This is a genomic window from Bacteroides celer, from assembly GCF_002632415.2.
Classification (GTDB): Bacteria; Bacteroidota; Bacteroidia; order Bacteroidales; family Bacteroidaceae; genus Bacteroides.
Window position 1 is genome coordinate 3,867,179 of the sequence record NZ_CP178209.1, and the last position, 26,629, is coordinate 3,893,807.

19 protein-coding genes are annotated in these 26,629 nt (G+C 42.1%); 1 reads left to right on the forward strand and 18 read right to left on the reverse strand.

The window, feature by feature from the left end; translation table 11 throughout:
• Positions 1 to 10: 10 nt before the first annotated feature.
• The 10 genes from CJF29_RS15835 to CJF29_RS15880 form a co-directional block, all read right to left on the reverse strand.
• A complete protein-coding gene (locus CJF29_RS15835) occupies positions 11 to 1,159 on the reverse strand; it encodes a metallophosphoesterase (protein ID WP_099147285.1) in 1,149 nt (382 codons plus the stop codon).
• 20 nt (positions 1,160 to 1,179) lie between these two features.
• On the reverse strand, positions 1,180 to 2,346 hold the full coding sequence (locus CJF29_RS15840) for a metallophosphoesterase (protein WP_099147286.1): 1,167 nt from the start codon (positions 2,344 to 2,346) through the stop codon (positions 1,180 to 1,182).
• Between the two features lie 24 nt (positions 2,347 to 2,370).
• The gene (locus CJF29_RS15845; protein ID WP_099147287.1) at positions 2,371 to 3,828 is read right to left on the reverse strand and encodes a RagB/SusD family nutrient uptake outer membrane protein; all 1,458 of its coding nucleotides are present in this window, start codon (positions 3,826 to 3,828) and stop codon (positions 2,371 to 2,373) included.
• 26 nt (positions 3,829 to 3,854) lie between these two features.
• Entirely contained in the window at positions 3,855 to 7,232 is a 3,378-nt protein-coding gene (locus CJF29_RS15850) for a TonB-dependent receptor (RefSeq protein ID WP_099147288.1), read from the reverse strand.
• Positions 7,233 to 7,242: 10 nt separating this feature from the next.
• Positions 7,243 to 8,412 (reverse strand): FecR family protein, encoded by a 1,170-nt coding sequence (locus tag CJF29_RS15855; protein ID WP_099147289.1) that lies wholly within the window; start codon positions 8,410 to 8,412, stop codon positions 7,243 to 7,245.
• Between the two features lie 84 nt (positions 8,413 to 8,496).
• Positions 8,497 to 9,045, reverse strand: a complete 549-nt coding sequence (locus CJF29_RS15860) for an RNA polymerase sigma-70 factor (protein ID WP_004304159.1) — start codon at positions 9,043 to 9,045, stop codon at positions 8,497 to 8,499.
• A gap of 64 nt (positions 9,046 to 9,109) precedes the next feature.
• A complete protein-coding gene (locus CJF29_RS15865) occupies positions 9,110 to 9,826 on the reverse strand; it encodes a LytR/AlgR family response regulator transcription factor (protein WP_008648691.1) in 717 nt (238 codons plus the stop codon).
• Positions 9,823 to 10,932 (reverse strand): sensor histidine kinase, encoded by a 1,110-nt coding sequence (locus CJF29_RS15870; RefSeq protein WP_413544498.1) that lies wholly within the window; start codon positions 10,930 to 10,932, stop codon positions 9,823 to 9,825. The genes CJF29_RS15865 and CJF29_RS15870 overlap by 4 nt, the downstream gene beginning before the upstream one ends.
• Positions 10,929 to 12,005 carry a sensor histidine kinase gene (locus CJF29_RS15875; RefSeq protein WP_099147290.1) on the reverse strand — a complete coding sequence of 359 codons (1,077 nt, stop codon included), beginning with the start codon at positions 12,003 to 12,005 and terminating at the stop codon, positions 10,929 to 10,931. Before CJF29_RS15875 ends, CJF29_RS15870 begins: the two co-directional genes overlap by 4 nt.
• Before the next feature lie 39 nt (positions 12,006 to 12,044).
• Positions 12,045 to 14,522, reverse strand: a complete 2,478-nt coding sequence (locus CJF29_RS15880) for a carboxypeptidase-like regulatory domain-containing protein (protein ID WP_099147291.1) — start codon at positions 14,520 to 14,522, stop codon at positions 12,045 to 12,047.
• A gap of 259 nt (positions 14,523 to 14,781) precedes the next feature.
• Here CJF29_RS15880 and ddlA point away from each other — a divergent pair, with 259 nt between their 5' ends.
• Entirely contained in the window at positions 14,782 to 15,870 is a 1,089-nt protein-coding gene (gene ddlA, locus CJF29_RS15885; RefSeq protein WP_099147292.1) for a D-alanine--D-alanine ligase, read from the forward strand.
• A 406-nt stretch (positions 15,871 to 16,276) separates the two neighbouring features.
• Here ddlA and CJF29_RS15890 read toward each other — a convergent pair whose 3' ends face one another.
• The 8 genes from CJF29_RS15890 to CJF29_RS15925 all read right to left on the reverse strand — a co-directional run bounded on the left by CJF29_RS15890 (position 16,277) and on the right by CJF29_RS15925 (position 26,564).
• The gene (locus tag CJF29_RS15890) at positions 16,277 to 16,819 is read right to left on the reverse strand and encodes a DUF2500 family protein (protein ID WP_099147293.1); all 543 of its coding nucleotides are present in this window, start codon (positions 16,817 to 16,819) and stop codon (positions 16,277 to 16,279) included.
• A 33-nt stretch (positions 16,820 to 16,852) separates the two neighbouring features.
• Positions 16,853 to 19,045, reverse strand: coding sequence for a glycosyltransferase (locus tag CJF29_RS15895; protein ID WP_074638673.1), 2,193 nt, complete (start codon positions 19,043 to 19,045; stop codon positions 16,853 to 16,855).
• Positions 19,042 to 20,073 (reverse strand): pesticidal protein Cry7Aa, encoded by a 1,032-nt coding sequence (locus CJF29_RS15900; protein ID WP_074559211.1) that lies wholly within the window; start codon positions 20,071 to 20,073, stop codon positions 19,042 to 19,044. Before CJF29_RS15900 ends, CJF29_RS15895 begins: the two co-directional genes overlap by 4 nt.
• Positions 20,073 to 20,204 carry a hypothetical protein gene (locus CJF29_RS15905; RefSeq protein ID WP_255299422.1) on the reverse strand — a complete coding sequence of 44 codons (132 nt, stop codon included), beginning with the start codon at positions 20,202 to 20,204 and terminating at the stop codon, positions 20,073 to 20,075. The genes CJF29_RS15900 and CJF29_RS15905 overlap by 1 nt, the downstream gene beginning before the upstream one ends.
• A 658-nt stretch (positions 20,205 to 20,862) precedes the next feature.
• Positions 20,863 to 23,283: an ABC transporter permease gene (locus CJF29_RS15910; protein ID WP_099147294.1), complete on the reverse strand. Its 2,421-nt coding sequence runs from the start codon at positions 23,281 to 23,283 to the stop codon at positions 20,863 to 20,865.
• Entirely contained in the window at positions 23,280 to 23,996 is a 717-nt protein-coding gene (locus tag CJF29_RS15915) for an ABC transporter ATP-binding protein (protein ID WP_004304173.1), read from the reverse strand. The genes CJF29_RS15910 and CJF29_RS15915 overlap by 4 nt, the downstream gene beginning before the upstream one ends.
• Before the next feature lie 12 nt (positions 23,997 to 24,008).
• Positions 24,009 to 25,256 (reverse strand): efflux RND transporter periplasmic adaptor subunit, encoded by a 1,248-nt coding sequence (locus tag CJF29_RS15920; RefSeq protein ID WP_099147295.1) that lies wholly within the window; start codon positions 25,254 to 25,256, stop codon positions 24,009 to 24,011.
• Between the two features lie 6 nt (positions 25,257 to 25,262).
• A complete protein-coding gene (locus tag CJF29_RS15925) occupies positions 25,263 to 26,564 on the reverse strand; it encodes a TolC family protein (protein ID WP_176553171.1) in 1,302 nt (433 codons plus the stop codon).
• Between the last annotated feature and the right edge of the window lie 65 nt (positions 26,565 to 26,629).

Here is a 26,629-nt window from a genome sequence, read left to right on the forward strand (position 1 = left end):
CCGGGACAGATTATAGTTTTCTCTGAACACCGTCGTCACCAACGACGTAATAAACTCCATTGTCTATCAATACAGCCCGTCCACGCTTTTTCTTCCGATTCTCCTTATTGTCAACATTGACAGCGATGACTTTACCATTATAAAAGGTTGAAATATCCTTGAAGATAGTGTGCCCCACAAGGATGTGTTTTACCATATAACGATCCAACATCATTTGTAAAGAGTCTTGTACCAACGGTTTATACTTGGGATCTTCTCTCACCAGGCCGCGATACCAGATCGGACCGTCATTGCCATACAGAAAATCAGTCAATGGAGAAAGTGCCTTACGCTCTTTTTTGCTCATGAAAAGTGCCCGGCTCATTTCCTCGTTCACAGTGGGGATATTCAAGTCCTTATCATAGAATAATTTTCCTAATCCGGCATGTACATATAAATCGGTTCCAATAATTTGCATTGTATTACGTGTTGCAAGCCAACGGCCCAATTCGGTATTTGTGCCGAATAATGAAGGATATTCCACTCCCAGTTTTTCTGCCAGCAATTTATATTTATCTTTTGTATAGCGAAGATCGTTAGACAACACCAAAGCCTCATGGTTTCCCAAAAGGAAAAAGACATGGCCTCCCGCTTTAGCCGCTTCATCTTCTAATTTATAGAACAGCCAAAAGATCTGCAGTACATCCTTGCCACGGTCGAAAATATCTCCGATAATCACCAAATGATTGCTACCGAAATTCCATTGGTATTTATCATTAATTACTCCGTTTCCTTGCAACAGACTAATCACGCAATCCAGCCGCCCATGAGGATCGGACATCACAAAAACTTTTTCCGGACGGGTATACTGCCACTCCGGTCTTTTCAATGGATGGAGTTTTACGTCAAATGGATACCGTCCCTCATGATCCGTCACACGGAAACTGAAATCTTTAGGTAATGTCGCATAAGTCTTGTCTGTAATCCGTCCTTTCTTATTGACATTAATAACCCGTGTACTACCGTCTGCCTGATAGAGTATATAGGGTCCGTCACCAGACAATTTCTCTTTTTTCTCTTTCTTCTTATCTCCTGAATGATAAGTTCTGGCCTGAATGCCGGAACTTATTAAAACGAGAACAAGAGTAGAAAGAAATAATCTCAAAAAACGAGTGCTCATATTCTTTTCTTTCTTGAAGTTTATTTTTTAATCGTTACTAATTCTCCTTCGTCATTGATGGCTTTAATATCATCTCCTTCAATAACCACAGCACGAGTCTCTTTTTCAAAAGCCTTGGGATGATTAACACAAATATCATATACCTTTTTATTATAGGTATACTTCACACGACTATTTTCCGTATGACCGATAATAATACGTTTGACATCATATTGAGCCAGAAGTTTATCTACATCCGCTTCCTTTATCGGACTGTACTCACTGCCAGTCTTAACCATTCCGCGATACCACAACGGACCGTTATAACTATCACTATAAAGGAAATCGGCAATATCCGGATATTGTTTTTTCCGTTCCTCTTTTGAAAGGTAAATGCTCTTGCTCACCAGTTCATTGATTTCGGGAATCGTCTCTTCGCGTTCCATAAACACCTTACTCAATCCTGCATGAACATAAAGGTTTTCACCTACAATCTGAATGGTGTTTTTAGAACGCAGCCAGTTACCCATCACATTCGTCAGTCCCCACATCTTTCCATAGGTCATGTTCATCGCTCTTTGCGAAAGAGTGTTGTACTTGGCATACGTATATTTCAAGTTATCACGCATTATCATTTCTTCGTGATCCCCCAAGATGGTTGTCACTCTGCCACCAACAGCTTTCGCCTCAAATTCCAATTTGTATATGAGCCATAAAATAGGAAGTACGTCTGCTCCACGATCGAAAATATCACCATCAATCACCAAATGGTTACTGCCATATATCCATTCATATTTATCATTAATCACTTCCCCTGTTTTCAGAATAGCAGCAAACAAGTCGAAACGCCCGTGAAGGTCGGATACGGCAAATGTTTTAGCATACTCGGTACGGTCTTCCCATGCCGGACGTTCAAAATTCTCAATCTTATTAATGGGTACCTGAAAAAGGAGTTGATTATCATCCGAATACACATCCAGTTTCAATCCGGCCGGTAATCCGGATTCTTCACGAATGTTCAATGCATTCTCTTTAGTCACTTCCAGAATTTTAAGTCTACCGTTTTCATAGAAAAGGTAAGGACCATCATTACGGAAATGAGTGATTTCAGCTATATCCGGTCCCACGGGAGTCAGATCTTCCCCGCACGAATAAAAGGCCGTGATGAACAAACCCAAAAGGAAATAGATGCTATATATCTTTTTCATAATTTCTATACGTTAATGCGTTAATTAATGCAATTCATATTCCGGATTCTGAACCATATTCTCATTGTACTCCATTTCGTGGTTAGGAACAGGAAGAACGATTTTATAATAACTCCAATCAAACTCTACTGCTTCATTGGGAACTTCGCTCAAATAATCTTCACGTATCACTTTCTTGTTATTTCTAAGTAAATCAAAGAAACGTTGTCCCTCTCCCCAGAATTCAATGCGACGCTGTTCAAGCACCAGATCCAGGTTTATATCTTCATCTGCCACGGCATCCAGATCCTTATCCGTACGTGCATAAATAGGTTTCAGATACTTGCGCGTATTAGATATATCATTCCTCTTAATCGCAGCTTCAGCTGCATTCAGATAGAGTTCCGACAGACGGAAAACCGGGATATTGGCATCTTCATACGATTTAGAACCTTGTGCCGGATATTTCAAGCAATAAGGTTTACTGCTACTTGCCGTAGACACCATCTGACTACGAACATCATCGGAATTGTCTTTCATGTAGTCTTTCCAATACTTTTCGGTGGCTATCAGATTATATTTGGTGCTAAGATAACCGATGGATGATTTTCCCGGACTATCAGTAGTCAGATTCACAATTTCGAACAACAGTTCACTATTGAACGGAGTAGCCCATATCTTGGCATATTCATCATTGGTCCACAACTTATAGCCTTGTTTTTCCGCACCTTTGATAGCTTCGGCAGCCACATCGTATGCCTCTTTGTCATTCCCCATATAGAGATAAACCCGGCTTAATAATGTCATTGCCCCCCATTTATTGATTTTACCCTCTTTCTTTACCGGACGAAGCAGCTTCACCGCATCTGTCAGGTCGTCTGTGATGGCCTTATAACATTGGGCGGTCGTATTGCGGGAAGGCTTGATATTCTTATCTTCTACCACTTTATCAATAATGGGCACAGCCAATGATGCCCCGTTATCTTTCAGATAAGGATACCCGTAAATACGTGTCATATCGAACAGCAACAAGGCACGTATTGCCAAAGCCTCTCCTTTCAAGTCATTATAATACTCCTGCTCTGTCAGCTTCTCCAGTTTCGGAGTTGTAATTTCCCGATCGGGAACAAGCTTTATCTTTTCAATATCCCGGAATAAAATGTTCAGGTTCTTACCAATACCGTAGTACATCCCCCAGAAACCACTAGGTCCATTCGTCTTATTGTACTTGAATGTATAGAAACTGACATTGGTACTGGAAGACTTATAAGATTTCATATCATCTCCCCTCAAATCACCATAACAAAACATATCTGCTCCATAATAACTGGATGACTGCATACTGCTGTATGCACCGTTCAGCACAAATTCAAAATCCCTTAATTCGGTCAATGAACCATCAGTTTCTATAGCTGTGGAAGATTGCAAATCCAACCAATCATTTCCGCAACTACTCAATAAGGTTGCAAAGGCACCTAAAGCTATATATTTTATCTTTTTCATACTTATTCATTTATAGATTAATGCACTTAGAATTTCACTTCCAAACCGAATGTATAAGTTCTCATCGGAGGAGTATCCCAACTAGGTGATGAACCCGATTCGGGGTCAATATAATCGTATGCCGCCCAAGTTAACAGGTTATTGCCCGATGCATACAGACGTATATTGTCTATACCCACTTTCCGGGTCCATGTCTTCGGCAGTGTAAAGCCGAAAGTCAGATTCTTCAGACGAACATAATCTCCACTGTATAAACGACGTGTGGTAGCATAATCGGTCATGGAAATTGATCTACCGACTACAAAACGTTCAATACTCGTTTCATCACCCTCCTTCTGCCAGCGTTTCCGATAATAAATAGGAATATTCAGCGTTCCGTCGCCACCGTGTTCCAGTTTGCCTGCCGCGCCGTCATAGTTCCATGCCCCAAAAGAGAAATTCACGTTAAAATTCAGATCAAACCACTTATAAGAGATGCTGTTACCCAGTCCACCGGTGATAGTAGGATCGGCACATTGCAGTATCACTTTTTCCGCACTACGCGGATCTTTAGTAGTTTCTTTGTTCAGATTTCCATTTTCATCCGTCGTATTCTTATAGAACATCGGTTCACCGTCTGCCGGGTCGATGCCTGCAAATTCAATCATATAATAGGTAGAATAGGGCAAACCTACCTTATGAATAGATGTTCCGCTGGTTACTTGTTTCAAATCTCCGTCCAACTTCAGGATTTTATTGGCATTATGTCCCAGATTCAAACTAGTGCTCCAACGAAAATCTTTTGTCTCGATATTAGTTGAACGAATTTCCAATTCATATCCCTTGTTTTGTAATTTACCTATGTTGGCAAGATAACTTGAGAAACCTGTTGCAAGAGATAATGGCCGGCTGTAAAGCAGATTTTTCGTTGTACGAACGTAATATTCAAATGTAACATTCAGTCTGTTGTCGAAGAATCCCAAGTCGATACCGGAGTTGAAGTTGTAGTTGGTTTCCCAAGTCAGTTCCTTGTTTTCCAGTTGCGACTGCGTGATACCCGGATTATCGTTATAATTACTAGTCAGACTGCTCAATCCCATATATCCATAATAAGAAGACGGCAGAGTTCCGTTCACACCGTAAGAAACTCTAAGTTTCAAGTCACTTAACCAGTTCTGAAGAGGTTTCATAAAACTCTCGCTACTCACTCTCCATGCACCGGACAATGACCAGAAATTTCCCCAACGATTCTCTCTTGCCAATCGCGAACTTCCGTCTGTTCTCCAACTCGCTCCCAGATAGTATTTGTTGTCATAATCATAGTTGGCACGTGTAATATAAGAGACAATACGCGTCGTACTGTTAGAACCTCCCATACTCTGATACACTACACCATTGTTGACTTCCGGCTTATCCCAGCGTGCAAAATTAGAGATAGTAGTTCCCAGTCCATCCGACTCCTTACTGTTGATTTCATAACCAACCAAAAGGTCCAGATTGTGTTTTTTCTTGATCTTTGTCTGATAAGTCAGAATATTAGACCATGTCATATTGGTAATATCATTATAATCTTTGCTGAAACGTCCGTTATCATCGTCACCGTCACTGGTACGCGGGTCTTTCCATGCACGAGACTTGTTCATCACAAAATCATAGCTGAATGTAGACGCAAACTTGATTCCTTTCCAAATATCGAATGATGCATATACGGTATTGAAAGAACGAGTCGCATATTCTCTCTTAAAATTATAAGAATTTGATAACATCGGGTTACGGTCATCTAATTTGATTAATGCACGGTTCCAGGTGCCGTCTTCATTCCATATAGGGTCAGACGGTGTGGCTCCATTACGCGTACCGTAAATTGGAGAAGTATACGATGTCCCTTCCGAATAAGTATCCTGATTCACTTTGGAGAACTGTATCTTTGCACCGATATTCATCCATTTAGCCATCTGATAGTCTACATTCAAACGTGCAGAAATACGTTCCAGACCGGAGTTTATCGTAACACCATCCTGCTTCATATAGCCGATGGACGTATAGTATTTAATCTTTTCCTGTCCGCCGGAAGCTGAAAACTCGTAATTCTGGTGGCTACCGTTACGGAACAGATAATCATCCCAATTCACAAAACCACACCAAGGGATCGGTGCATACTGGTCAATATTCGAATCGGCATAAGCCCATGCTTCATTCTCGGTCATCCCCTGATGAAGTCCTACCTCATCATCGGTCTTACCACTATAAGTTAAAGCATAATTTCGAAGCCCCTCGTGGATCAGGTTACGACGTTCCTGTCCGCCCATCAATTCGCGGAAAGGCATGGCAAAATTAGAGAATCCCCAATCCGATTTCAATTTAAAGACCGGTTTACCTGCTTTTCCTTGTTTCGTAGTAATAATGACAACGCCATTTGCTGCACGTGAACCATAAAGTGAAGCAGCAGCGGCATCCTTGATAACAGTGATGCTTTCAATATCCGATGTATTCAAGGTAGACATTACATCCAAACCGGAATCACTACCAGATGCACCAATATTACCCGACAATACGGGAACACCATCCACTACATACAGCGGAGAATTGGAGGCATTGAACGAACCCATGCCACGGATACGGATGGACGTTGACGAACCCGGTATACCCGAACCGGTATTTACGCTGACACCGGGAGCCGCCCCCTCCAACATCTGTTGGAAAGATACATTAGGCACATCTTTCACAGCATCTGTCTTTACGATACTGGCAGAACCTGCATAAGCCGATTTCTTGAAAGTACCATATCCCGTTACAATCACTTCGTCCAACAGGTTATTATCCACTTTCAGGATTATGCTCATCGGCTTGCCGGGAGTTGCAACTACCTCCTGTGACGTATAACCGATATAAGAAACCATCAGAGTCACTTTCTTGTCTGTAACTTCCAGATGGAAATTACCGTCCATATCAGTCATCATACCGTTAGTTGTACCTTTCACGATGACATTAGCTCCGATTATCGGCTCTCCACTATCTTCAATTACTTTCCCTGTAATCGTATATTTCTCACGTGCAACAGTTTCCGTCCTAACGGGTTCAGCCTTACGGATGGCAATTACTCCATCATGAACCGTATAAGTCAGTCCGCTATTTCGCAGGCATTTGTTAAGCACTTCAGAAATCAGTTCATTCTTCACATCCAGATTTTCCACTCTGACTTTCTTTGCATCATTTGTGCTGTAGATAAAGGTAAAGTCCGTTTGTTTCTGAATTTCCCAAAGAACTTCATTCAGTGTTACATTTCTGAATTTGGCTGTAACCGTGGTCTGTGCGAATACAGATGCGCGCATCAGCCCTGAAGTCGTAATACAGAGAAAAAGGAACATCATACAAAGACGTTTTCCATATTTCCCAAATCTGGCAACATTACGTAGTTTTTCCATAAAACAGGGATTAATGATTAGTGAATATTTTGATAGTTTTTCCTTCTACTGTGACAGTTACTCTACCCGTTTGCTCCAACAATTTCACCAATGGGGTAATCTCATTATAGCGGTTAACATAGCAACCGAAGCGTAACTCTTTCGTCGCCTCATTCTCATAGACTACATCCATATCATACCATCTGGCAAGAGTTTTCATGATGTCGTCCAATCGCTGGTCCTTGAAATTGATCTTTCCATGTATCCATGAAGTATAAAATGCAGTATCTACATTGCGTACATTGATCTGGTTGCTGCCCGGAGTAATACAAGCCTGTTCCGATGGTTTCAGAATCCGGTTGCTTCCATTTTCAGTCTGTACTTTTACCGAACCGCTGACAAGTGTAGTTTGATATTCTTCGTTTGCGTAAGCTGATATATTAAAAGTAGTTCCTAATACTTCTATTTTCATCCCTTTGGTTTGTACAATAAAAGGCTGTCCGGTTTTGCTTACTTCGAAATAGGCCTCTCCCTCCAATTCTACCAGACGGCAATCCTGTGCAAACTGAACAGGAAAGCGGATGGAACTCATGGAATTCAACTGTACTTTACTTCCATCGCTCAACGTCAGCTGATATTCACCACCACGAGGAACGTTTACCTTATTATATGCAAGTTTTTCGGATGTCCGGGCGGGAGCCTGCTGATAATTCAATGCTGTAGAATCCACCTGAATGACTGTACCATCTTTTTCTTTCAATTCCACGCCGGAGGTAGACTTCAAATCAATTGCTTCTCCATTATCCAGAATAAGAACGGCTTTCTTACCACCCGGAACAATTTGTTCCGCTACTTGAGATAACGGCTGGGGTTCATTACCGCTCTTATATATTGCCACAGTAGCAATAACCACCGGAAAAATGAAAATAGCAGCATATTTACATATATTCAGTATCCGATGTCTGAACCGATGGCGTTGGATTTTTCTTTGCACCCCCTCCCATCCGTCCTCTGTATGGAAAGTTTGCCGCTTCTGCATATTCTGCTTTATGTTCTCTTCCTTGCAGATTTCCCGAAAAAGGCGTTCGTTTTCGGACGATTCATTTCTCCACCGAGTCAGTTCCGCCTGTTCTTCTTCCTCGATTTCATCAGATAAGTATCTGGCAATGAGTCTTGCAATATAGAAATGTTGGTTTATCATAATTCACATGTTTTAATAGTTGTTTATACTAAAACAGGTGAATTGAAAATCAGGGTGTATTAAAATGATTTTTTTTAAAAGAAACTATAAAAAGTAAAAAACCAGGTAGTAATAGTCTTTCAAATATACGCGTAATTTACGGTAGGCAATCTTTTTCTGGGAGTGTACCGTTTCACCGGAAATATTCAGTGTTTCAGCAATTTCCGGATTGCTTTTTCCCTCAAGTGCCAGTTGCATAATGCTTTTCATCTGCGGTGGCAGTTTTTCAATGGCATCCACCAATATCCGGTAACTTTCTTCTGCAATGACCTTGTCTTGAAAAAAAGAGTCTTTACTCATTTCCTGAACTTTCTGTGCATACTCGTTCATGACTTTGGTATGTTCCAGTTCATTCAAAGATTTATTGCGTACCGACGTGTAGAGGAATGATTTAATCTGATGCACATACATGAAATCATCGCGTAACTGCCACAACTTCACAAAACACTCCTGAACAATATCAGCCGCTAATGCATCATTTTCGACATACTGATTAGCAAACATACATAGAGATATGTAATATTTGTCGAATATAGAACGAAACTGCGTCTCATCAGTTAACTTAATACTAATATAGTCTGTTGTGCCAATCACGTATTCTTTATTTTGGTTACAAATATACCATTTGAAAATTATGTAACCAAACAAAAATGAAAAATCACAATCTTTGTTTCATTACAAAACCTTCAAAGAAGTCGTCCCGGTAACTATTACCGATAGCAATTTCATAGGATTTTATAAATATATCATTATTGTCAAATGACTCGATGTGATCGGTATTGACAATATAGGATTTATTCACCCGCAAAAAAATAGATTTTGGTAATAAATCGAATATGGCTTTCAGGCTCATGCGAGTAATGATACGCTGGTCGTTCAGTTGAAGAATGACGTAATCTTTCAATCCCTCAATAAAGAGAATATCGGAGAAATTCACCTTGAAATACCGGCGCTCTGCCTTTACGAAGAAATATTCAGCGGCAACAATCGTTTCGATAGCTTCTTTTTCTTCTTTCAATAATAGAGAATGATAGGATAACGCTTTATCCACCGCCTTTTGAAAACGTTCCGCTTCGACAGGCTTAATCAGATAGTCGATTGCATCTACTTCATAGCTATCCAACGCATATTCTGTATAGGCTGTGGTGAAAATAACCAGTGTCTTTTTGGAAATTGTACGGGCAAACTCTATTCCTGTAATCCCAGGCATCTGAATATCCAGAAAAGCCAGATCGACTCCCTGTTGCTCCATAAAGTCGGAAGCAGTTGCAGCACTGTTAAAACTGCCTATCAACTGGAGGTTATCGGATTCTTCTATCAATAACTTCATGGCCTCACGTGCCAAGGGTTCATCATCTACAATGATACAATTCATAATGTTATACTTAAAATTACAGAATAGAGATTTTCATCTTCTTTTTGTTCCAACTTATAATGTTCAGGATACAGTAATCCTAACCTACGCTGAATATTGGCAAGTCCGATTCCACCGACTTTACCCTGCCGGACTGCAACAGCCGGTTTAGAATTCTCACACCGGAATTCCAACCGGTGAGCATCCACCTTAAAAAAGACATGGACATACGAAGAATGCTCACTATCAAAACTATGTTTCACCGCATTTTCCACAAAAGGAATGAATAATAAAGGCTGAATCCAAATGGAATCCACTTCTCCCTCCTGCCTCAACGTAAACTGGAAATTGTCACGGCGTATCTTTTCCAAATTCAGATAGTCATTCAGGAAACGGATATCCGAAGCCAACGAAACTCTTTCACGCGAACTGTCATTAATCTGATACCGTAGCAAATCTTCCAGTTTGAAAAGTACTTTGGAAGCTTCTTCCGGACTTTTCTTTATCAGGACATTGGCATTATTCAGCATATTGAAAAGGAAATGCGGATTGATTTGATTCTTGAGAAATGTCAGTTCGGATTGCAAAGTAGTGGACTCGAGTTCGTCAATGCGCAGATTGTAGCGAAGCCAATGGGTAAACAGAGATATTGTCGTGGAACCTGCCGTGAGAAATCCGATAGTGAGCAACCCGGAAATCACATTGATAGCAGTTGTATACGGATCAGGATTACCCGGCAGAATCACCTCGAAAAGCAATCCTTGAGTAACCGAAAGAAAGATAATCACTGCTATATTTGTAGCTAAAGCCGCCAGCACATACCTCCCCCAACGATTCTTCAGCAAAAGACAGGGAACCAATAAATATAAATTGACATATATCACTATGTTCATTGATGCAAAATACACAAAGCATCCTCCCAAACGATGCCAGAGGGAAACACCCTGCAAAGGCTCATACCCAAAAACATTGATGGCAATCAACAAGAGCACCGCCTGTAACAGCAAATGCCTGTATATCCTGTAATGAGGACTCAACAGAAAAGAGGGGACTGTCAACTCTTTTATGCTTTTATCATTCCGGTTTCTGCCCGTCCTGCCTTTATCATCTTCTTTCCATCCCATCATTCGCCTCCTTTCAGTTCCAGTTGTATACTACATTCCGTCAATAATAGCCCGTAACGATTGCCATACAGCAAGTTCAATCTCTGCCTGATTTGTTCCAGCCCTCTATCCGCCGACAGATTGACTTCCGGACAAAGGCAAGTAAACCGTATCGTGCCCTGTTCCGCTTTCAGATGGATATTCAAAGAAACAGGAGCCGATACCTGCTGTTCACTTATCTGCTCCACTATATGTTTCACAAAAGGAACGAAAAGCAAGGGCGGAACCAACATCCGGTTCACGTCTCCTTCCGAAGTAAACAAGTAGCTGAACCGGGGCTGAAAATTCTGTTCCAATGTCAGGTAGTTGGTAAGGAAAGTAATTTCACTGCCAAGCAAAACTTTGGCCCTACTGCAATCATAAAGTTGATAACGGAGCAACTGGCTTAATTTCATCAATATCTTCGAGGCCGTTTCCGGATCGTCCTGCGTGAGTTGTCCCGCACGATGCAGTGTCTTGAAAAGGAGTTCGGGACTCACCTGTTCCTTCAACTGCTCCACTTCCGACAGCACATGGGCTTTTTCCATTTGCGAGACACGCTGATGATCTACCATCCACTCTTTCAAAAGCAACGTCACCGCCCCTCCTATCATGCAGAGCGTGGTCAGCAAGAAGGAAGAAATATAATCCATTATCATAGGTAGCGAGAAGTAATATTTCCGCACCTGAAGCTCCGGCCAATTTGAGAAAACAGTATATTCCGTTACCATCTGCATTACGAGTGCGGCTATCATGGCCGCAGAGAGCAGTGACAGATAAACCAGATAACGTCTTTTCAGCAAATATTGCGGAAATAAGTGAAAAAGATTCAGATAGATCACGGCAAGATAGGCGAGCAGGTACAAAAAGGTAAACACATAAACCCATCCCCCCAATACCTCCCGGTAGTCTATAAAAATAATAAAGACCTGATTTAAGGAAATCACACTTAATATGGCAATAAGCAGCAGATAACGCCCCCATCGAAGCTCCGGGCTTGTGAGAAATCGGTACAATAAGGTGGATTCTTTACTTGCCGTAGCAGTTTCAGTTATCATTCATTTTATATTTAAAAGACGAAGATAGAACTTTTCCAGTTAGAATTCAAGTTTATAACTCACATTTGTCAATACCGTAGAACCATCAGTCGCATCTATTTTCCCGGTTTTCACATTATATTCATGCCCGTAGTGTTCTTTTGCTCCGGTAAAGTTTAGTCCCTTCACGGCAAATTCATGAGATACTTTCCGTTTGTTAATGCGATAACTGACTGTATAATTACCGATAAACATGGGCGAATACTGTTTGGAGAATGCTTTCGTTTCATCATACTGCACTTCCTTGTCCGGATGATTCATCGTTGCTTCCCTATCGAAAGGAGAATAGCGGTCGCCTCCTTGCAGAGTCAGTTTCAGGTTGACACTAAGGATATTCTGCTTGTTGCGTCCCAGCATCCATTCCTTGCCAATCAGTCCGTTGATGACATAATTACGGTTGAACTTCGTGTTATACCATACACCGTCTCCACCGCGGTAACGGGAGTCGAACCAAGAGCCCGAAATCATGTAATAAAGTCCTTTCTCCAAAAAACGTTCAAGGGTGATGTCAATTCCCACATTACGCCCTCTTCCTTTATTGACCAATGCATCTTCTACGTAGAAGTCGGAGCGGTTGAGTACGGAGTACGAACTGTCTGCCATTACAGGTACGTCGTGAAGGAACTGGATATAAGGTTCTATTTTCAGATTCATGCGGTCGGAAATCTTGTAACCGAAGGACAACATGAGGTGCTGTGCCTTAGTAAAATCCAAGTCTTTGTTGACGGACTTATTTTCCGTCCCTTTCATTTTCACGAAATAGACATCCATTTTCTCCATGCGGCTGTACATACCGTAAGCAAGCGCAAAGGTAGCTTTCGGAGCAGTCTGCCATTTCAGTCCCACACGGGGTTCGACAGACCATTTGTTGTTCAACGTCAGCAACTGCCCGTAGATACCGGCATTCAGTGTCCACCGTTCGCCCAATCCTACGGAAGAGCTGTTGTAGGCGGAAATCAGGCTGGTGGTGCCGTTGCCTTGAGATACGGTTTCCAGTGATTGGGCTTCATAAGGAGCAATGGACAGATTCATATCATAAAACATAGCGGTGTAGGTAAATCCTGTCTTATTGGTAAACCGGTTGCTGAATTTACGGTTGAAAGTGGTCGTCAGTATCAGGTTCGTATGTTTCGACTCGAGATCCATATAGGGAGTGGACTCCAAAGCATGATTGAACAAAGATGCCCCTCCGTCCAGTTGCGAATAGGTGGCGGCAACGGTCGTTCTCAATGATGCATCATTATTGAAGAAATAACGGTGGCTGATACCTCCGGCTGCCATATACTGTTTGTCTTTCGATTCGCTACGGTCACCCAGATACTCCCATTTCTCTGTGTCACGTTCCATGTCGCTTTTGAACTTATCTATCAGGCTGGTTCCCCAGACGGAGAATGTTCCGGCTTTCCTTGTCGGGAAGTTCAGCTTGAAGTTCAAGTCCTGATAATCCATTGTCCCTCCGTCAAGATTCAGCAGTCCGGTGGTAGAGTAACGGTAATTGAAGATATAAGATGCCTTATGCTTCTTGCTCAACGGGCCTTCGGAAGCAACATCAATCCCCATGATTCCCACCTGAATCGTGTTTTCATTCTTTTGATTGTTACCGTTGCGCAGCTTCATATCGAACACGCCGGATACGGCATTTCCATATTCAGCCGGAAAAGCTCCGGTGAAGAAATCGGAATTTCCGAGCACTTGCGAACTAAGGGAAGAAAGGATTCCTCCGCCCAACGTAGCGATATCGGCAAAATGATTCGGATTGGGGATTTCAACATCTTCCAGTCTCCATTGCAGCAGATGGGGCGCATTGCCATGAATGGAAATGCCATTGGATGAAACACTGGGTGCCACTCCGGCAAAAGCGGAAACCAGACGTGCAGGGTCGTCAAACCCGCCTGCGTAACGGCTCGCTTCTTCCACGCTCAACATACGCGCCCCGGTGGTAGCCATTTTATTCATCGCTTCCTCTTTGTTTGTCCGTGCCCGGATCACTACTTCATTCAGTTCGTTCACGCTCTCTTTCAGAGGGATTTCCAGATAGACTTCTTTAGCGGAAGTCACCAATATTTCTCTGAAAATGCCGGGTTCATACCCCATGAACGCTGCTTCTACCGTATGTCTTCCGACAGGGACCTGCGGAAGGGTGAAACGTCCGAGACTGTCCGTTGTCGTCCCTACCCCTTCCTTATCTGACAATTTCACAGTCGCATACGGTATAGGATATTTCGAATCTCCGTCTACTACAATCCCGCGAATCGTCTGCACCGGACGTCCTTTACGCTCTGCCGTCTGCCCGAAAGCAGCTACGGACACAAATAAAGCAATTAATAACAATATCCATCCTCCATAACGATACATTTTCCGCGTGAGCTCCTCACTTAAAACTCTTTCTAAGGTTTTAAGTACTACTCCGCATTCATCTACTGATACTCCCGAACGGAGTGCTACTTCTTCCAGCAACATAGTTTTATTCATCTTCATGACTTATTCTGTTTTCTATTTCGACACGAAGATAAAAGATAGGACATCACTTATTTTTCCAATGAGACGAACACAGCTTGTTTGTAGACAAAATACGGGATTAGCAAGACTTTATTATTCTCTTTACGACTTTTTCTCTCCTTTCGGAACAGAAGGATAAACAATTAATTCATATTTACACGACAAAATCACGATGTATTATGAATACAAATTCATTTATTTCATCTAAATTCGCATCCATTTTTATCGCAAATAACTTATGAACACAACTATTGCTATTATTTTCGGTGGTAAATCTGCCGAATACGAAGTCTCATTAAAGTCGGCAACCAATATCTTCAATGCCATAGACAGAACGAAGTTCATCCCTCTCTTAATTGGCATTGACAAATCAGGAGAATGGTTCTATAATCCGCAATATGATGAATTTGATATTAATTTAACAAAGAACGATTATTTCGCTCATGCAACAAGTGTCTATCTATCTCATTCGAAAGAAAAGATTGAGATTATAAGCAAAGAAACTAACAGCACTTTAGCAAGTATTGATGCTGCATTTCCTATTATACATGGCACGTATGGAGAAGACGGTACATTGCAAGGAGTTCTTAAATCTATGAATGTACCTTTTGTCGGTCCTGATATACTAGGTTCGGCCATTGCAATGGACAAAGATGTAACGAAACGACTGTTGAAAGCCGCCGATATTCCTGTTGCAGCTTCTTTTACCTTATATAAGCAGAATCCTATAGAGTACTCTTTTGAAGAAATATCGTCAACATTAGGGCTTCCCCTTTTTGTAAAACCCGCTAATGCCGGTTCGTCAGTGGGTGTCAGTAAAGTGACGGACAAAGACGAGTATAAGACAGCCCTATCAACCGCATTCCTGTTTGACAATAAAATTCTTATAGAAGAAGCTGTTATCGGAAAAGAAATAGAATGTGGAGTGCTGGGTAATGAGGACATACGGGCATCGGTCGTTGGGGAGATTGTCGCCACAAAAGATTTTTATTCTTATGATGCCAAATATATCAGTTCCACCGGAGCAACTTTACAGATACCAGCCCGGATAGATAGTCACATAGCGGAATCTATCAGGAGTTGTGCTGTCAAGGCTTTCAATGTTATTTGTTGTGAAGGTATGGCAAGAGTCGACTTCTTCCTTACAAATGATAATAGATTCGTACTGAATGAAATAAACACATTACCCGGTTTTACTGAAATCAGTATGTATCCTAAGCTATGGGAACATTCCGGAGTTTCTTATACGGACTTAATTACGAAATTAATTTCTCTGGCCTTACAAAAGAACGAACGTGATAGAAAACTATCGATAAATATAAAATAAATACAAGACTTTATTGACATGAAGAATAAAAATCAACCAGAAAAGTCATACACCTTTTTCAATCTGAATGTTCTATTTTTAATATGATATAAAAAACTATTGGTTGGAAAAGAATGAGCTACCCAATACAACCGTATCCTAAACGGTTCATTTCCGTATGGATGAGCTAAATATTACATAGTAAAAAAAGATCTATCATACCACCATTCATTTTAATATTAGTCTAATTATCAAAGGAATAAGTATGATAGATCTCTTTTTAAAATATATCTATAAATGAAAAGATTTATAGTATATATTATATTATTGTCTAGCCTTTCCGATCCGGTTTCCACACCGGAATCCCTTTTCCCCTTCACAGACTGCAAGAGAGAACAGTTCCGGAAGTTCTTGCAGCAATTATATTTTAAAGTCCTTTCGTTATCACTGGAAGCCCGAAGAATCCTTTCTGCAAAGTCAGTGTCTTTGTTTTGCCTTGCCGGGTCTTATTATAGGTAGAGAGTGATACGTGCAACGTTTCCACAGTTCCATTCTCAAAGGCCACCTGTAGATAGTATTCCTTACGCACACCATCCGACACATAACGCCGCTTACCTACCCGGCGTGTCTTCTTATACGTCTTCTGAAGTTTCTTCTGCACGATAACTTTTTCATCCTGCGTGGAAGCAGAATCCGCCAGACAATAGTTTCCCACCAGAAACAATGCATAGCTGACAGCTCCCACACAAACCACATGGCAAAGCAGATTGAGGGTTTTATCACTTCCTGCCGTCAACCATGTCCACTTTTTATAAAGAGGAAGTGTAAGAATAGCAATCACTAAAGCCACTCCGACAGGTATCCACCAACTGGCCAACGTATCTTCATAAACAACGTAACCGACAGCACACGAAATAATAACTATAAAAAGCATCAGTACACGAAGCACCTTAATAAATACCGATTTCATAACATTGCAGTTTATGCCTGCAAATATACGGAATTAGTCAGATAAAAGAGACAGTCGTGCCATCAAATAGCAAACGGTAGATTCCGCTCCCTGATTCAAATTGATGTTATTTTCTTCCAGTCCGTCATAGCAACCACCGGTAGCAGGATTGTAAACAATCTGATGTAAATGGTTATTGCCCAGAAACCAGTTGAAAGCATCTTTTTGCATACGAAGATATTTTTCGTCCTTAAACACTTGATAAAAGGTCTTCAGAGCAATCACCATGCCCGCCACGTCTACGGGCTGTTCTCCAAATCCATGACTGCTCTTCCCTTTGTGCATCCATCCCTGATTGGAAACCACCTGAATACGATTGCCTACAAATACTTTTTTCAATAAGAATTCGAAAGATTCACGGGCTATTTCTTTATACTCCTCTCTGCCAATAGCCAGATGGGCCAACAACATTGCTTCCGGCAAAATGGCATTATCATAAGTGAGATATGCCTCAAACCATCGCCAATGTACTTCTGCCGTTCGACGATATATCTGCGCCAGTTTATTGGCCAGCAGCCAGATGCACGCATCGGTCTGCGCCGAAGGACATTCACGGCTATAATAGTAGAATCCCTTGAGCATAAAAGCAATGCTACGGGGAGACTCTATCCGGTCAAACCGTTGGAAGGTACGCTTGAGAATAGCTTCCGCCTCCTCTTTCCACGGAGCGGGAAAATGCCCGGCACAAGAAATAAAATATCCCAAAGCGCAAACAGCCCGTCCATTACTATCGTCCAGTCCCACTTCCTCATTTTGCGAAGTGAATATTCCATCTTTATCCACGTAATTCAAAAAAGAGCCGTCCGGCTGCTGACAGTAACGGATAAAATTCAAGTAGGTCTTGACATACCGCTCTTTCACTTTTCCCTGTCCCGTAGCAACCACCTGACACATCGCCATTAACGCACGTGCCGTATCATCCAATGTATAGCCGGTGGAACTGTCCGGACGATTTCCTTTCGAAAACTGGATAATTCCCCACTGGCGGCTCATGCGCCGGATATGGTAAGTGTCTATGGGAGGCAGAGAGTAAATCAGTTCCTCTTCCACCCTGCCCATTTTCTGGAAAAGAGACGCATAGGCAATAGCCACATTTTCCCAAGCTGTAGCCGCTGTCTTCTGCAGACCGACCAGTTTCATCTGAGTCCGCAACTTTTCATCAGCAAGCAGATGATTGGCAGCTTCGGACAACTGCTCCGAGTTCTTAAAATCGAAGATGATACCGGAATCATCACTCAACAATTCCAATGCATGGGGAATAGGGGTAGCTATAATCGGGCATCCGCAGCTTAACGCATAAACAAATGTCCCGCTCACTGCCTGATTCGGGTCACTTGAAGTAAAAAGATACACATCTGTCAACTGCAAATATTCCAATAAGACGGGAAGTTCAAGATATTGATTGATAAAGAGCACATGTTCTTCCAGATGCAACTCCTTTATTTTCGCTTCCAACAGATTACGATATTTCTCTCCTTCTACTTTCAGCACCCCCGGATGCGTTTTGCCGATAATAAGGAATATCACAGAAGGATTCGTCTTCACAATGGCCGGTAAGGCATCCAAAGTGGTTTCGATACTTTTGCCGGGACTAAGCAGCCCGAAGGTAGAAAGCACACGCCTGCCCGAAAGCTGATAAAAATCTTTTAATTTGCTCTTATCTCTGAACGATACTAAATGGGTACCGTGAGGAATCACCGTAATTTTATCTCCATCTGCCTGATAATCCCGCAGGAGAATCTCCCGGGAGTTTTGTGTCATGACTACCAGATTCGCACAGGTAGCCATCATTCTTCCCACACTCCGGTAAAGGGCGGGTGAAGGTTGCGCAAGTACTGTATGAAAGACAAGAATCACGGGTTTGAGAAGTTGTTGCAACATTTGCAGAAAAGCTTCTTCCTGCGCTGCATATAATCCGAATTCATGCTGTACCAGCACCATTTTAACTTCAGAATTTTCATTCAACTGTCTGGTCAAAGTAGCATAGGCAGAAATATCCGACGTATCAAGAACATACTCGACGTCTTCCGTACAAGTCTGTTTTTCCGTATCGGACTCCACTGCACATATCTTTATGGAGTAAGATTCTCCAAACTTTGAAAGGATAGCCCGGATCAAGTCCTGGGCAAAAGTGGCTATGCCACATTCACGAGGAGGATAAGTAGTAATACATATTATTTTTCTCATTTGATTTGTTTTATTAATTCATCTAACAACTCTGTCAGTTGCACTGACACGCAAGCCACATATTTGTCGGCTGCTCCATAATAGATATAGAGAGTGTCACCAAACAGGGCTGTGCCCGTTGGAAAACAAACTCTATTGACTACACCGGACAGTTCATATTCTGCCTCGGGAGTGAACAACGGATAAGGCAAACGGGCTATTTCAATAGCCGGATTGTCTATATCCAACAAAGCCGCACAGGCGGAATAAACATAGCCGGAAGGAGTATCATATACACTATGATAAATCAACAGCCAACCGGCTTTTGTCTCTATCGGGGGACATCCGGCTCCGATGTAACTTGATTCATGATCGTGATAAGGCGCCAGCAGGATGCGTTTGGCGAAATTCTGATAATATCTTTTCCAGAACTCTTTCGTCAGCATATCAAGACGTTCCACCGCCACATACTGGATGTCAGGACGGATACGATGCATAAAGTAGAACTTCCCGTTGATTTTACGGGGAAAGAACACTACGTTCTTATCCATCATATAGAGCGGATGTCCTTTCTCGTTAGTTGCCTCACGTTTATTGCCGGAGCGGAAATATTTACTGATAATAGCCTGCTGGGTACGAAGCTGTTCCCGGAATTGCGGATAGGTTATCTGGGAAGTAATGATGCCTTTCTTCTCAAAATGTCTCAAATCCGAAGAAACAGCGAGAGCACCGACAGCACTGTATCCGTCATAGGCTGTATAAGTGAGATAATAGAGATCCTCTATCTTTACGATCCGGGGATCTTCCACTCCTTGGCACTCATACTCAAACTCGGAAAACAGCAATGGAGCCACATCCCTCTCTACCACCGTCAAAGGACCTTCAAGCCGGCAATAACCGATGGATGAATAGTTTCCTTTTTTGACTGCACGATAAAACATATGCACCGTATTTCCTTCGGCAATCACTGCCGGATTCATCACACCTTCGTTCTCAAACTCAAGCGAAGTTCTTTCCAATATAACACCTTCCCTTTTTACATGTACCATTATGTCCTTGGTATTATACTCATTCCTTTGTCACTCTTACTCTGCTTCTCTCTCTGATAATCAGTCAGTACTTTAATCTTCTTGTCCGACTTTTCTTTCTTTGCTTCTCTTTTTTTCTCTTGACCTTTCATAATTCATTTCTTTTTTAGGATAGTTTATATTCGGGGATAAAATAGACGGGATTTCCTTTTCTGCAAGTTACGGTATTAATTTTCGGTAATACGATAAACTTCTGATTATTATTCTTTTATAACAGTAAAGTACATTTAAGGTAGCAAATGAGTAGCCAACGAATACTTATAAGTACAAAAACATAGCATATAAGATCCAAACAATAAATGCCGTTAAATATCAACACTTTACCAAATTACCATTCCAACCAATAAGCATATTGGAATTTTATTGACAACTCACGATAGGATGAGAATGATAGAATAATAGAAAAGACAGAAAAAAACTCATTTTAAACATGGTGACGGTATCCACTTATGATAGTGACGGTATATTCATGGGATAGGGTAACCATCCCGACCGGATAGTGACGCTATCTTTCTGCTTGGAAAAGAGCATAAAAAAAGGCTATCTATCCCAGACAGCCAATCTTTTGTTAACCTTAAATCTAATACTATGAAAAACACATTGCAAAGATACGGACTTTCTGCATATCTCCAAATTTTCAGGCTCAAGTAGCGTATCTTATAACATGGTTTAATAGAAGTAACAGTTTCGTTAACATTTAACATAAATCCATCGGATATTAACGAATATCCGATGGAGTAGATTCAGAGATTACTCATATCGTAATGAACGAGCAGGTTTGCTCATTATTATTTTCATTGTTTGGAAAGCCACTGTCACAAATGAAATGAACAGCATCAGCAATACAGGTACTATAAAGAACCACGCTTTGAGATCGGTACGGAAAGCATAATGGCTTAACCAGGCATTCATACTAAACCAAGCTACCGGAAGAGCTATAACAACCGCAATCAGAATCAACTGGAAAAATCCTTTGACCAACTGATAGAAAAGATTCCAGCGGGAAGCTCCCAACACTTTACGTATTCCCATCTCTTTGGTGCGGGTGGAACAGGAAAACATGACTAATACCCAAAGTCCGAGACAGGAAATAAAGATTGCCAATCCGGTGAACGAACCGATCATCGCTCCGAAAACCTCGTCTTGCCGATATTGGTGGTCGAAGAACTGATCGAGGAAGAAATAATCAAAGCTGGAATCCGCGAAATACTGATTCCATATCTCTTGCACTTGAGATACCAGTTCACGGGGATTTCCGGAAGCCATCACAACAGAGATATAACGTTGGGGCAACCAATCAATTTTATCTTTATGAATCAGCATGATAGGTGTATAGTTCTTACTCAACGCCTGCTGATGATAATCTTTCACCACTCCGATAATCTGCATTGGCGCATCGGTACATTCTACTGTTACCAACTCGCCTATCGCCTCATCATTGGAGGCAAATCCCAGATTACGTACAGCCGTTTCATTAATCACCAGTTTATCGACATCATCACCATATTCTTCGGAGAAACTTCTTCCGGCTACTATCTGCAAACCGTATGCATCTGCATAATCAGGATCACAAGCCAGCATTTCATAAAGACGGTTCTGCTTCAAAGCGTCATTGGTGCGACGATTGGAAAGGAATGTGGCCACTTCTTCGCCTGGTACGGCACCGGAGAAAGTAACCCGATGGACCAGAGGAAGACGCGCGATTGCTTTTTTCATTGCTTCCAACTTGATATTCTGCCCCTCTGTATGTCCCGGAAACTTAACCACTAATGTCTGGTTGGTTTTCACTCCCAAAGATTGATTGCGCATAAAATTCAGCTGTGCAAAAACAATCAATGTAACACAAAGTAAAATCATGGAAGCTGTATACTGGACAACCACCAGTACCTGACGGGTTCGGTCGCCTGACTTGCTATGCAAAAACTTCCCTTTCAACAAGGTTATAGGTTTGCGATTCAATAAAGCCAATGCCGGATAATACCCGGAAATAAATATTCCGGCTATGAAAACGAGAACCAGCAAAATCCACCAGTAATCCATGAACCAGACAGAAAACGTAACTGTACGTCCTACCAATTGGTTGAAATGTGGAAGAACCAGTTCTATTAATCCCACAGCTAATATGAAAGCTATCAGATTCATAACCAAGGCCTCAAACAGGAATTGATAAGTCAACTGTTGGCGGAAAGCTCCCACTACCCTGCGCACTCCCACTTCTTTAGCACGCTCCATCGAACGTGCTACGGTCAGATTGATATAGTTAATCCAGGCAATAGCCAGAATAGCGACAGCCGCAAAAATCAGGGCGATCATAGCAGAACGATTTCCTTTGGTTTCCGTCTCATAGCCTATCTGTGGGGTGAGATGTATATCTGCCAAGGGAATTAAAGACACGCCCCACGTCTTATTTTTCAGTGCTTCCTCTGTCTTGTATTTCTCCGCCATCACAGGAAATTCTTTTTCTATCTCCGCTTTTCTTTCCGGTGAGTCGAGCAAAACATACGTATAGGCTTCATGCTTATACCAGTATTCCTGCATATATTGAGGCAAAGAGGCATAGGAAATCAGAAAATTATAATGAATATGTGAGTTGGAGGGCATTTCTTTCATGACTCCGGTCACTTCGCACGATACTTTATCATACGTTCCGGTAAAGATCAGAATTTTGCCGATAGGGTCTTCATCTTTGAAATACTTACGGGCAATACGTTCGGTGATTATCACTTGCCGGGGCATGGAGAGACAAGTCTTTTTATCCCCTTTCAGAAGTTCGAAATCAAAAAGACGGAAGAAGCCCGGATCGGCATAGGCTATCTGATTCTCCCGTAATGTCAGTTCGCCATATTTCACAATCTGCTCCGGTTGGAGATGGGTAGCGATACGGGTATAATCTTCGATTCCGGCAAGATTCTCTTTCATGGCCGAGGCATATCCGAAAGAGCTGGTCGCCCAGTAATCGGTCAGGACTTCCCCCTCATGAAAAGTGCTTTGCACCCGATAAATATGGGCATATTTCGTGTGCATTTTATCAAAGCTGAACTCAAAAGTGACATAGGTTAGCATCAGTAATGCCGATGCCATTCCGATTGCCAATCCAAAGATATTGATGAAACTGAACTTCTTCCGCTTCATCAGATTCCGATAGGCACTATTCCAGTAATTCCCTATCATACGGTTTCGTTTTTAGATGACGTTTTCTTTTCCAGCGGACGGTTGATGTTTTCGGCTACAATCTGTCCGTCCAATAGTTGGATGACCCGGTGTGCATACTTCGCATCCCGCTGTGAGTGGGTGACGATAATGATCGTGGTTCCCTGACGATTGAGTTCGCTCAACAGTTCCATCACTTCGATGCCATTCACCGAATCCAGATTTCCGGTAGGTTCGTCGGCCAGCAGTAGTTTACATTCAGTCACTACGGCACGGGCAATGGCTACACGCTGTTGCTGCCCGCCGGATAACTGCTGGGGATAATGATTCGCACGATGTAACAGGTTAACTTTCTCGAGCACTTTGTTGACTCGTTCTTTCCGTTGGAGAGTCTTCATACCAAGATAGACAAGTGGCAGTTCCACATTCTCATACACGGTCAGTTCGTCAATCAGGTTGAAACTCTGAAAGATAAAGCCCAGATTGCCTTTCCGCAAAGCAGTCAACTGGTTTTCAGTCATTTTATCGACTTGTTTCCCTTCAAAAAAGTAAGAACCGGAAGTCGGAGAATCCAATGTACCGAGAATATTCAGCAAGGTGGATTTGCCGCATCCTGACGGTCCCATTATCGCTACAAATTCTCCTTGTTCCACCTGTAAGGTGACATCATTCAATGCTTTTGTCTGCACCTCTTCTGTGGTGAAAAGCATAGATAGTTTTTCTGTTTTAATCATAATAATTATTCATTATTTTAGTATTAGTTTCTCATTGTCTCCAAATAATTCATAGCCGGATATGATTACTTTCTCACCCGGAGACAAACCGTCTGTCACCTCGTAATACTGTGGATTCTGCCGTCCTATCTTCACAGGACGCCGCGTGGCAAATGTACCACTTTCATCGACAACGTACATCCATCGGCCCCCGGTAATTTGAAAGAATCCGCCACGGGGAACCAGAATAGCTTGTGCCGAATCACCCAACTGCAGGTTTATGTGATAAGTCTGTCCGGCACGGATATTCTCCGGTCGTTCGGATATAAAATTGAGGTCTGTACGAAACTGACCGTCTTTCACTTCAGGATAGGGTTTAGTCACTTCCAGTTTATAGGTTCCTCCGTCACGGGTAAAGTCAGCAGGGAGTCCGGGAAGTACCCGTTCTACGTAGTGCTCGTCTATCTGTGCCTGTACTTTAAGGTCGGAAGTGATGATTTGCCCGATATGTTCACCGGCAGAAATAGATTGCCCGATTTGCGCATTCAAGTTTCCTACCTGTCCGTCGATCGGAGCTTTCACTTTCAGGTTTTCCAAGCGCTCACGAACCAATGCCAAGCTCCGTTTCATATTACGTATATTCTCGTCAAGACTGCCTATCTGACTTTCCCGAAAAATATGATCCTGACGGATACGTTCGTCAATAACAGCCAGTTGCTCTTTGGCTGCTATATATTCTTCCTCTGCCTGGCGATAGTCTTCACGTGCTATCAGTTGTTCGTTTACCAAACGTTTATACTGCTCATAACGGCGTTGCTTCCCGATAAGCTCTTTATTCAGGCCGATACGTTCTTGTTTCAGTTGCAGTCGTTCCTGTTCCATACTAATCCGGGTATTACGCAACTCGTTTTCCTGATAAGCAAGATCGGCTTCACTCTGCATGATACCGATATTGAGCAATGGGTTGCTAAGACGCAGAATCACATCGCCAGCCTTTACCATAGCTCCCTCTTCTTTCAGGCGCTCTTCCACACGACCGCCCTCGATGGCATCCATATAGATAATCCGGCTAGGCATGACCTGACCAATCACACGGATATAATCACTGAACTCGGCCTGCTTGACAGTAGCAATTGTCAGCCGGTCTTTCTCCACTGCCATAGAAGAAGCTGTATCTCTGAAAATAAAATAAGCAATCACAGCAAGTCCGAGCATTACCCCACCGACCGAATAAAGACGTTTGCGATTGATGCCGGGTTTTCGTTCAATAGGTGTATCCATAATGGTTTATAAAAAAGTTCCTTGTCGATAATATTTTTCTAGTTTCATCATCATTTCTATTTGCAAGCGTACACGAACCAATTCTGCTTTGGCAGCAATAAACCGGTTACGGGCTTCCATCAGTTGAAAGACGGAAATCAATCCCTCTTCCCATTTCCGTTCGGATTCTTTCAGTACCAGTGTTTCAGCGTCAAGTTGTGATAATGCCTGCTGATGTTCACTATATCCGGTGTGAAGAGAAAGGAGTGTTTGCTCAATATTCGTATATAATTGTTGTTTTTCAAGTTCTTCTTCGTTTTTGAGCCGATACATTTTCAATTTCAGCTTGCGCTGATTGGTCAGACGTTGCAAACCGCTTAGCAGGGGAAAGGAGATGCCAACGCCCACATATTTTCCTATATTATCACGCAATTGTCTGGCCGAGAAAGCTGTATTATAATAATTGGAACCAACGGTGAAACGAGCAAAGACAGAGGGTGAGAAAGCTCCTCCCGTTATCGCATACTCTTTATGAGCTGCTTTTTGTTTCAAATCAATCATACGCATGGAGGGCAATATTTCGATAGATTGTGCGTATAGAGTTTCCACAGTCGAAACAGAATATGGTGGTAATTGGGATACTGTAATCGTATCCAGAATAGCGAGTGTGTCGCCCGGCTGGATATTCATTAATTGTTTCAGATGCAATAAAGCGATCCGACTGCTATTTCCGCGCGACTGATAACGATAAATATCTCCCTCCCGGCGCGCTTTCACCTCCTGTAAATCGGAGGCTGATTTCAATCCCAGTTCCACGAAGACCTCTGTCTGTTTCAAATACCTTTCGCTCAACCGGCTTTGTTCCAAAGCAAGATCGAGCAATTTTCTCTCCAGAATCAGTTTGTAATAAGCATCCGTCACCTGATAGGCCAGTTCATTCTGTTTCTCTTTCAGTTTCCATTCACTACGTTCTTTGTTCATTTTCCGGAAACGCACCTGATTGATACGCGAAAAGCCTTCAAATAAGGAAAGTGTCATATCGAGTCCCACCGTTCCCTCTTCAAAAGATTCACTGGTATACCCATTGGTGTCAGGATCCAGCGAACGTCCGAATCGTTTGCCTGTTTCCGCATTAACCACTATTTGTGGCAGGAAAGCACCGACAGAAGCTATATAATCTGCTTTCGCTTCCTTTATGCCGATAACTCCGTTACGTACAGCCGGATTCTGTCTATAAGCCAAACGAATGCAATCGTCCAGACTCATAGCGGATTGGGCTAGCAAGAAAACCGGCACTGAAAGCAATAGTAGTAAAAGAAATCTTTTCATCCTTTATAATATATGATTGTGTGATAGCAGGATGATAAAAGCAAATGCAATGCCACAAATCATAA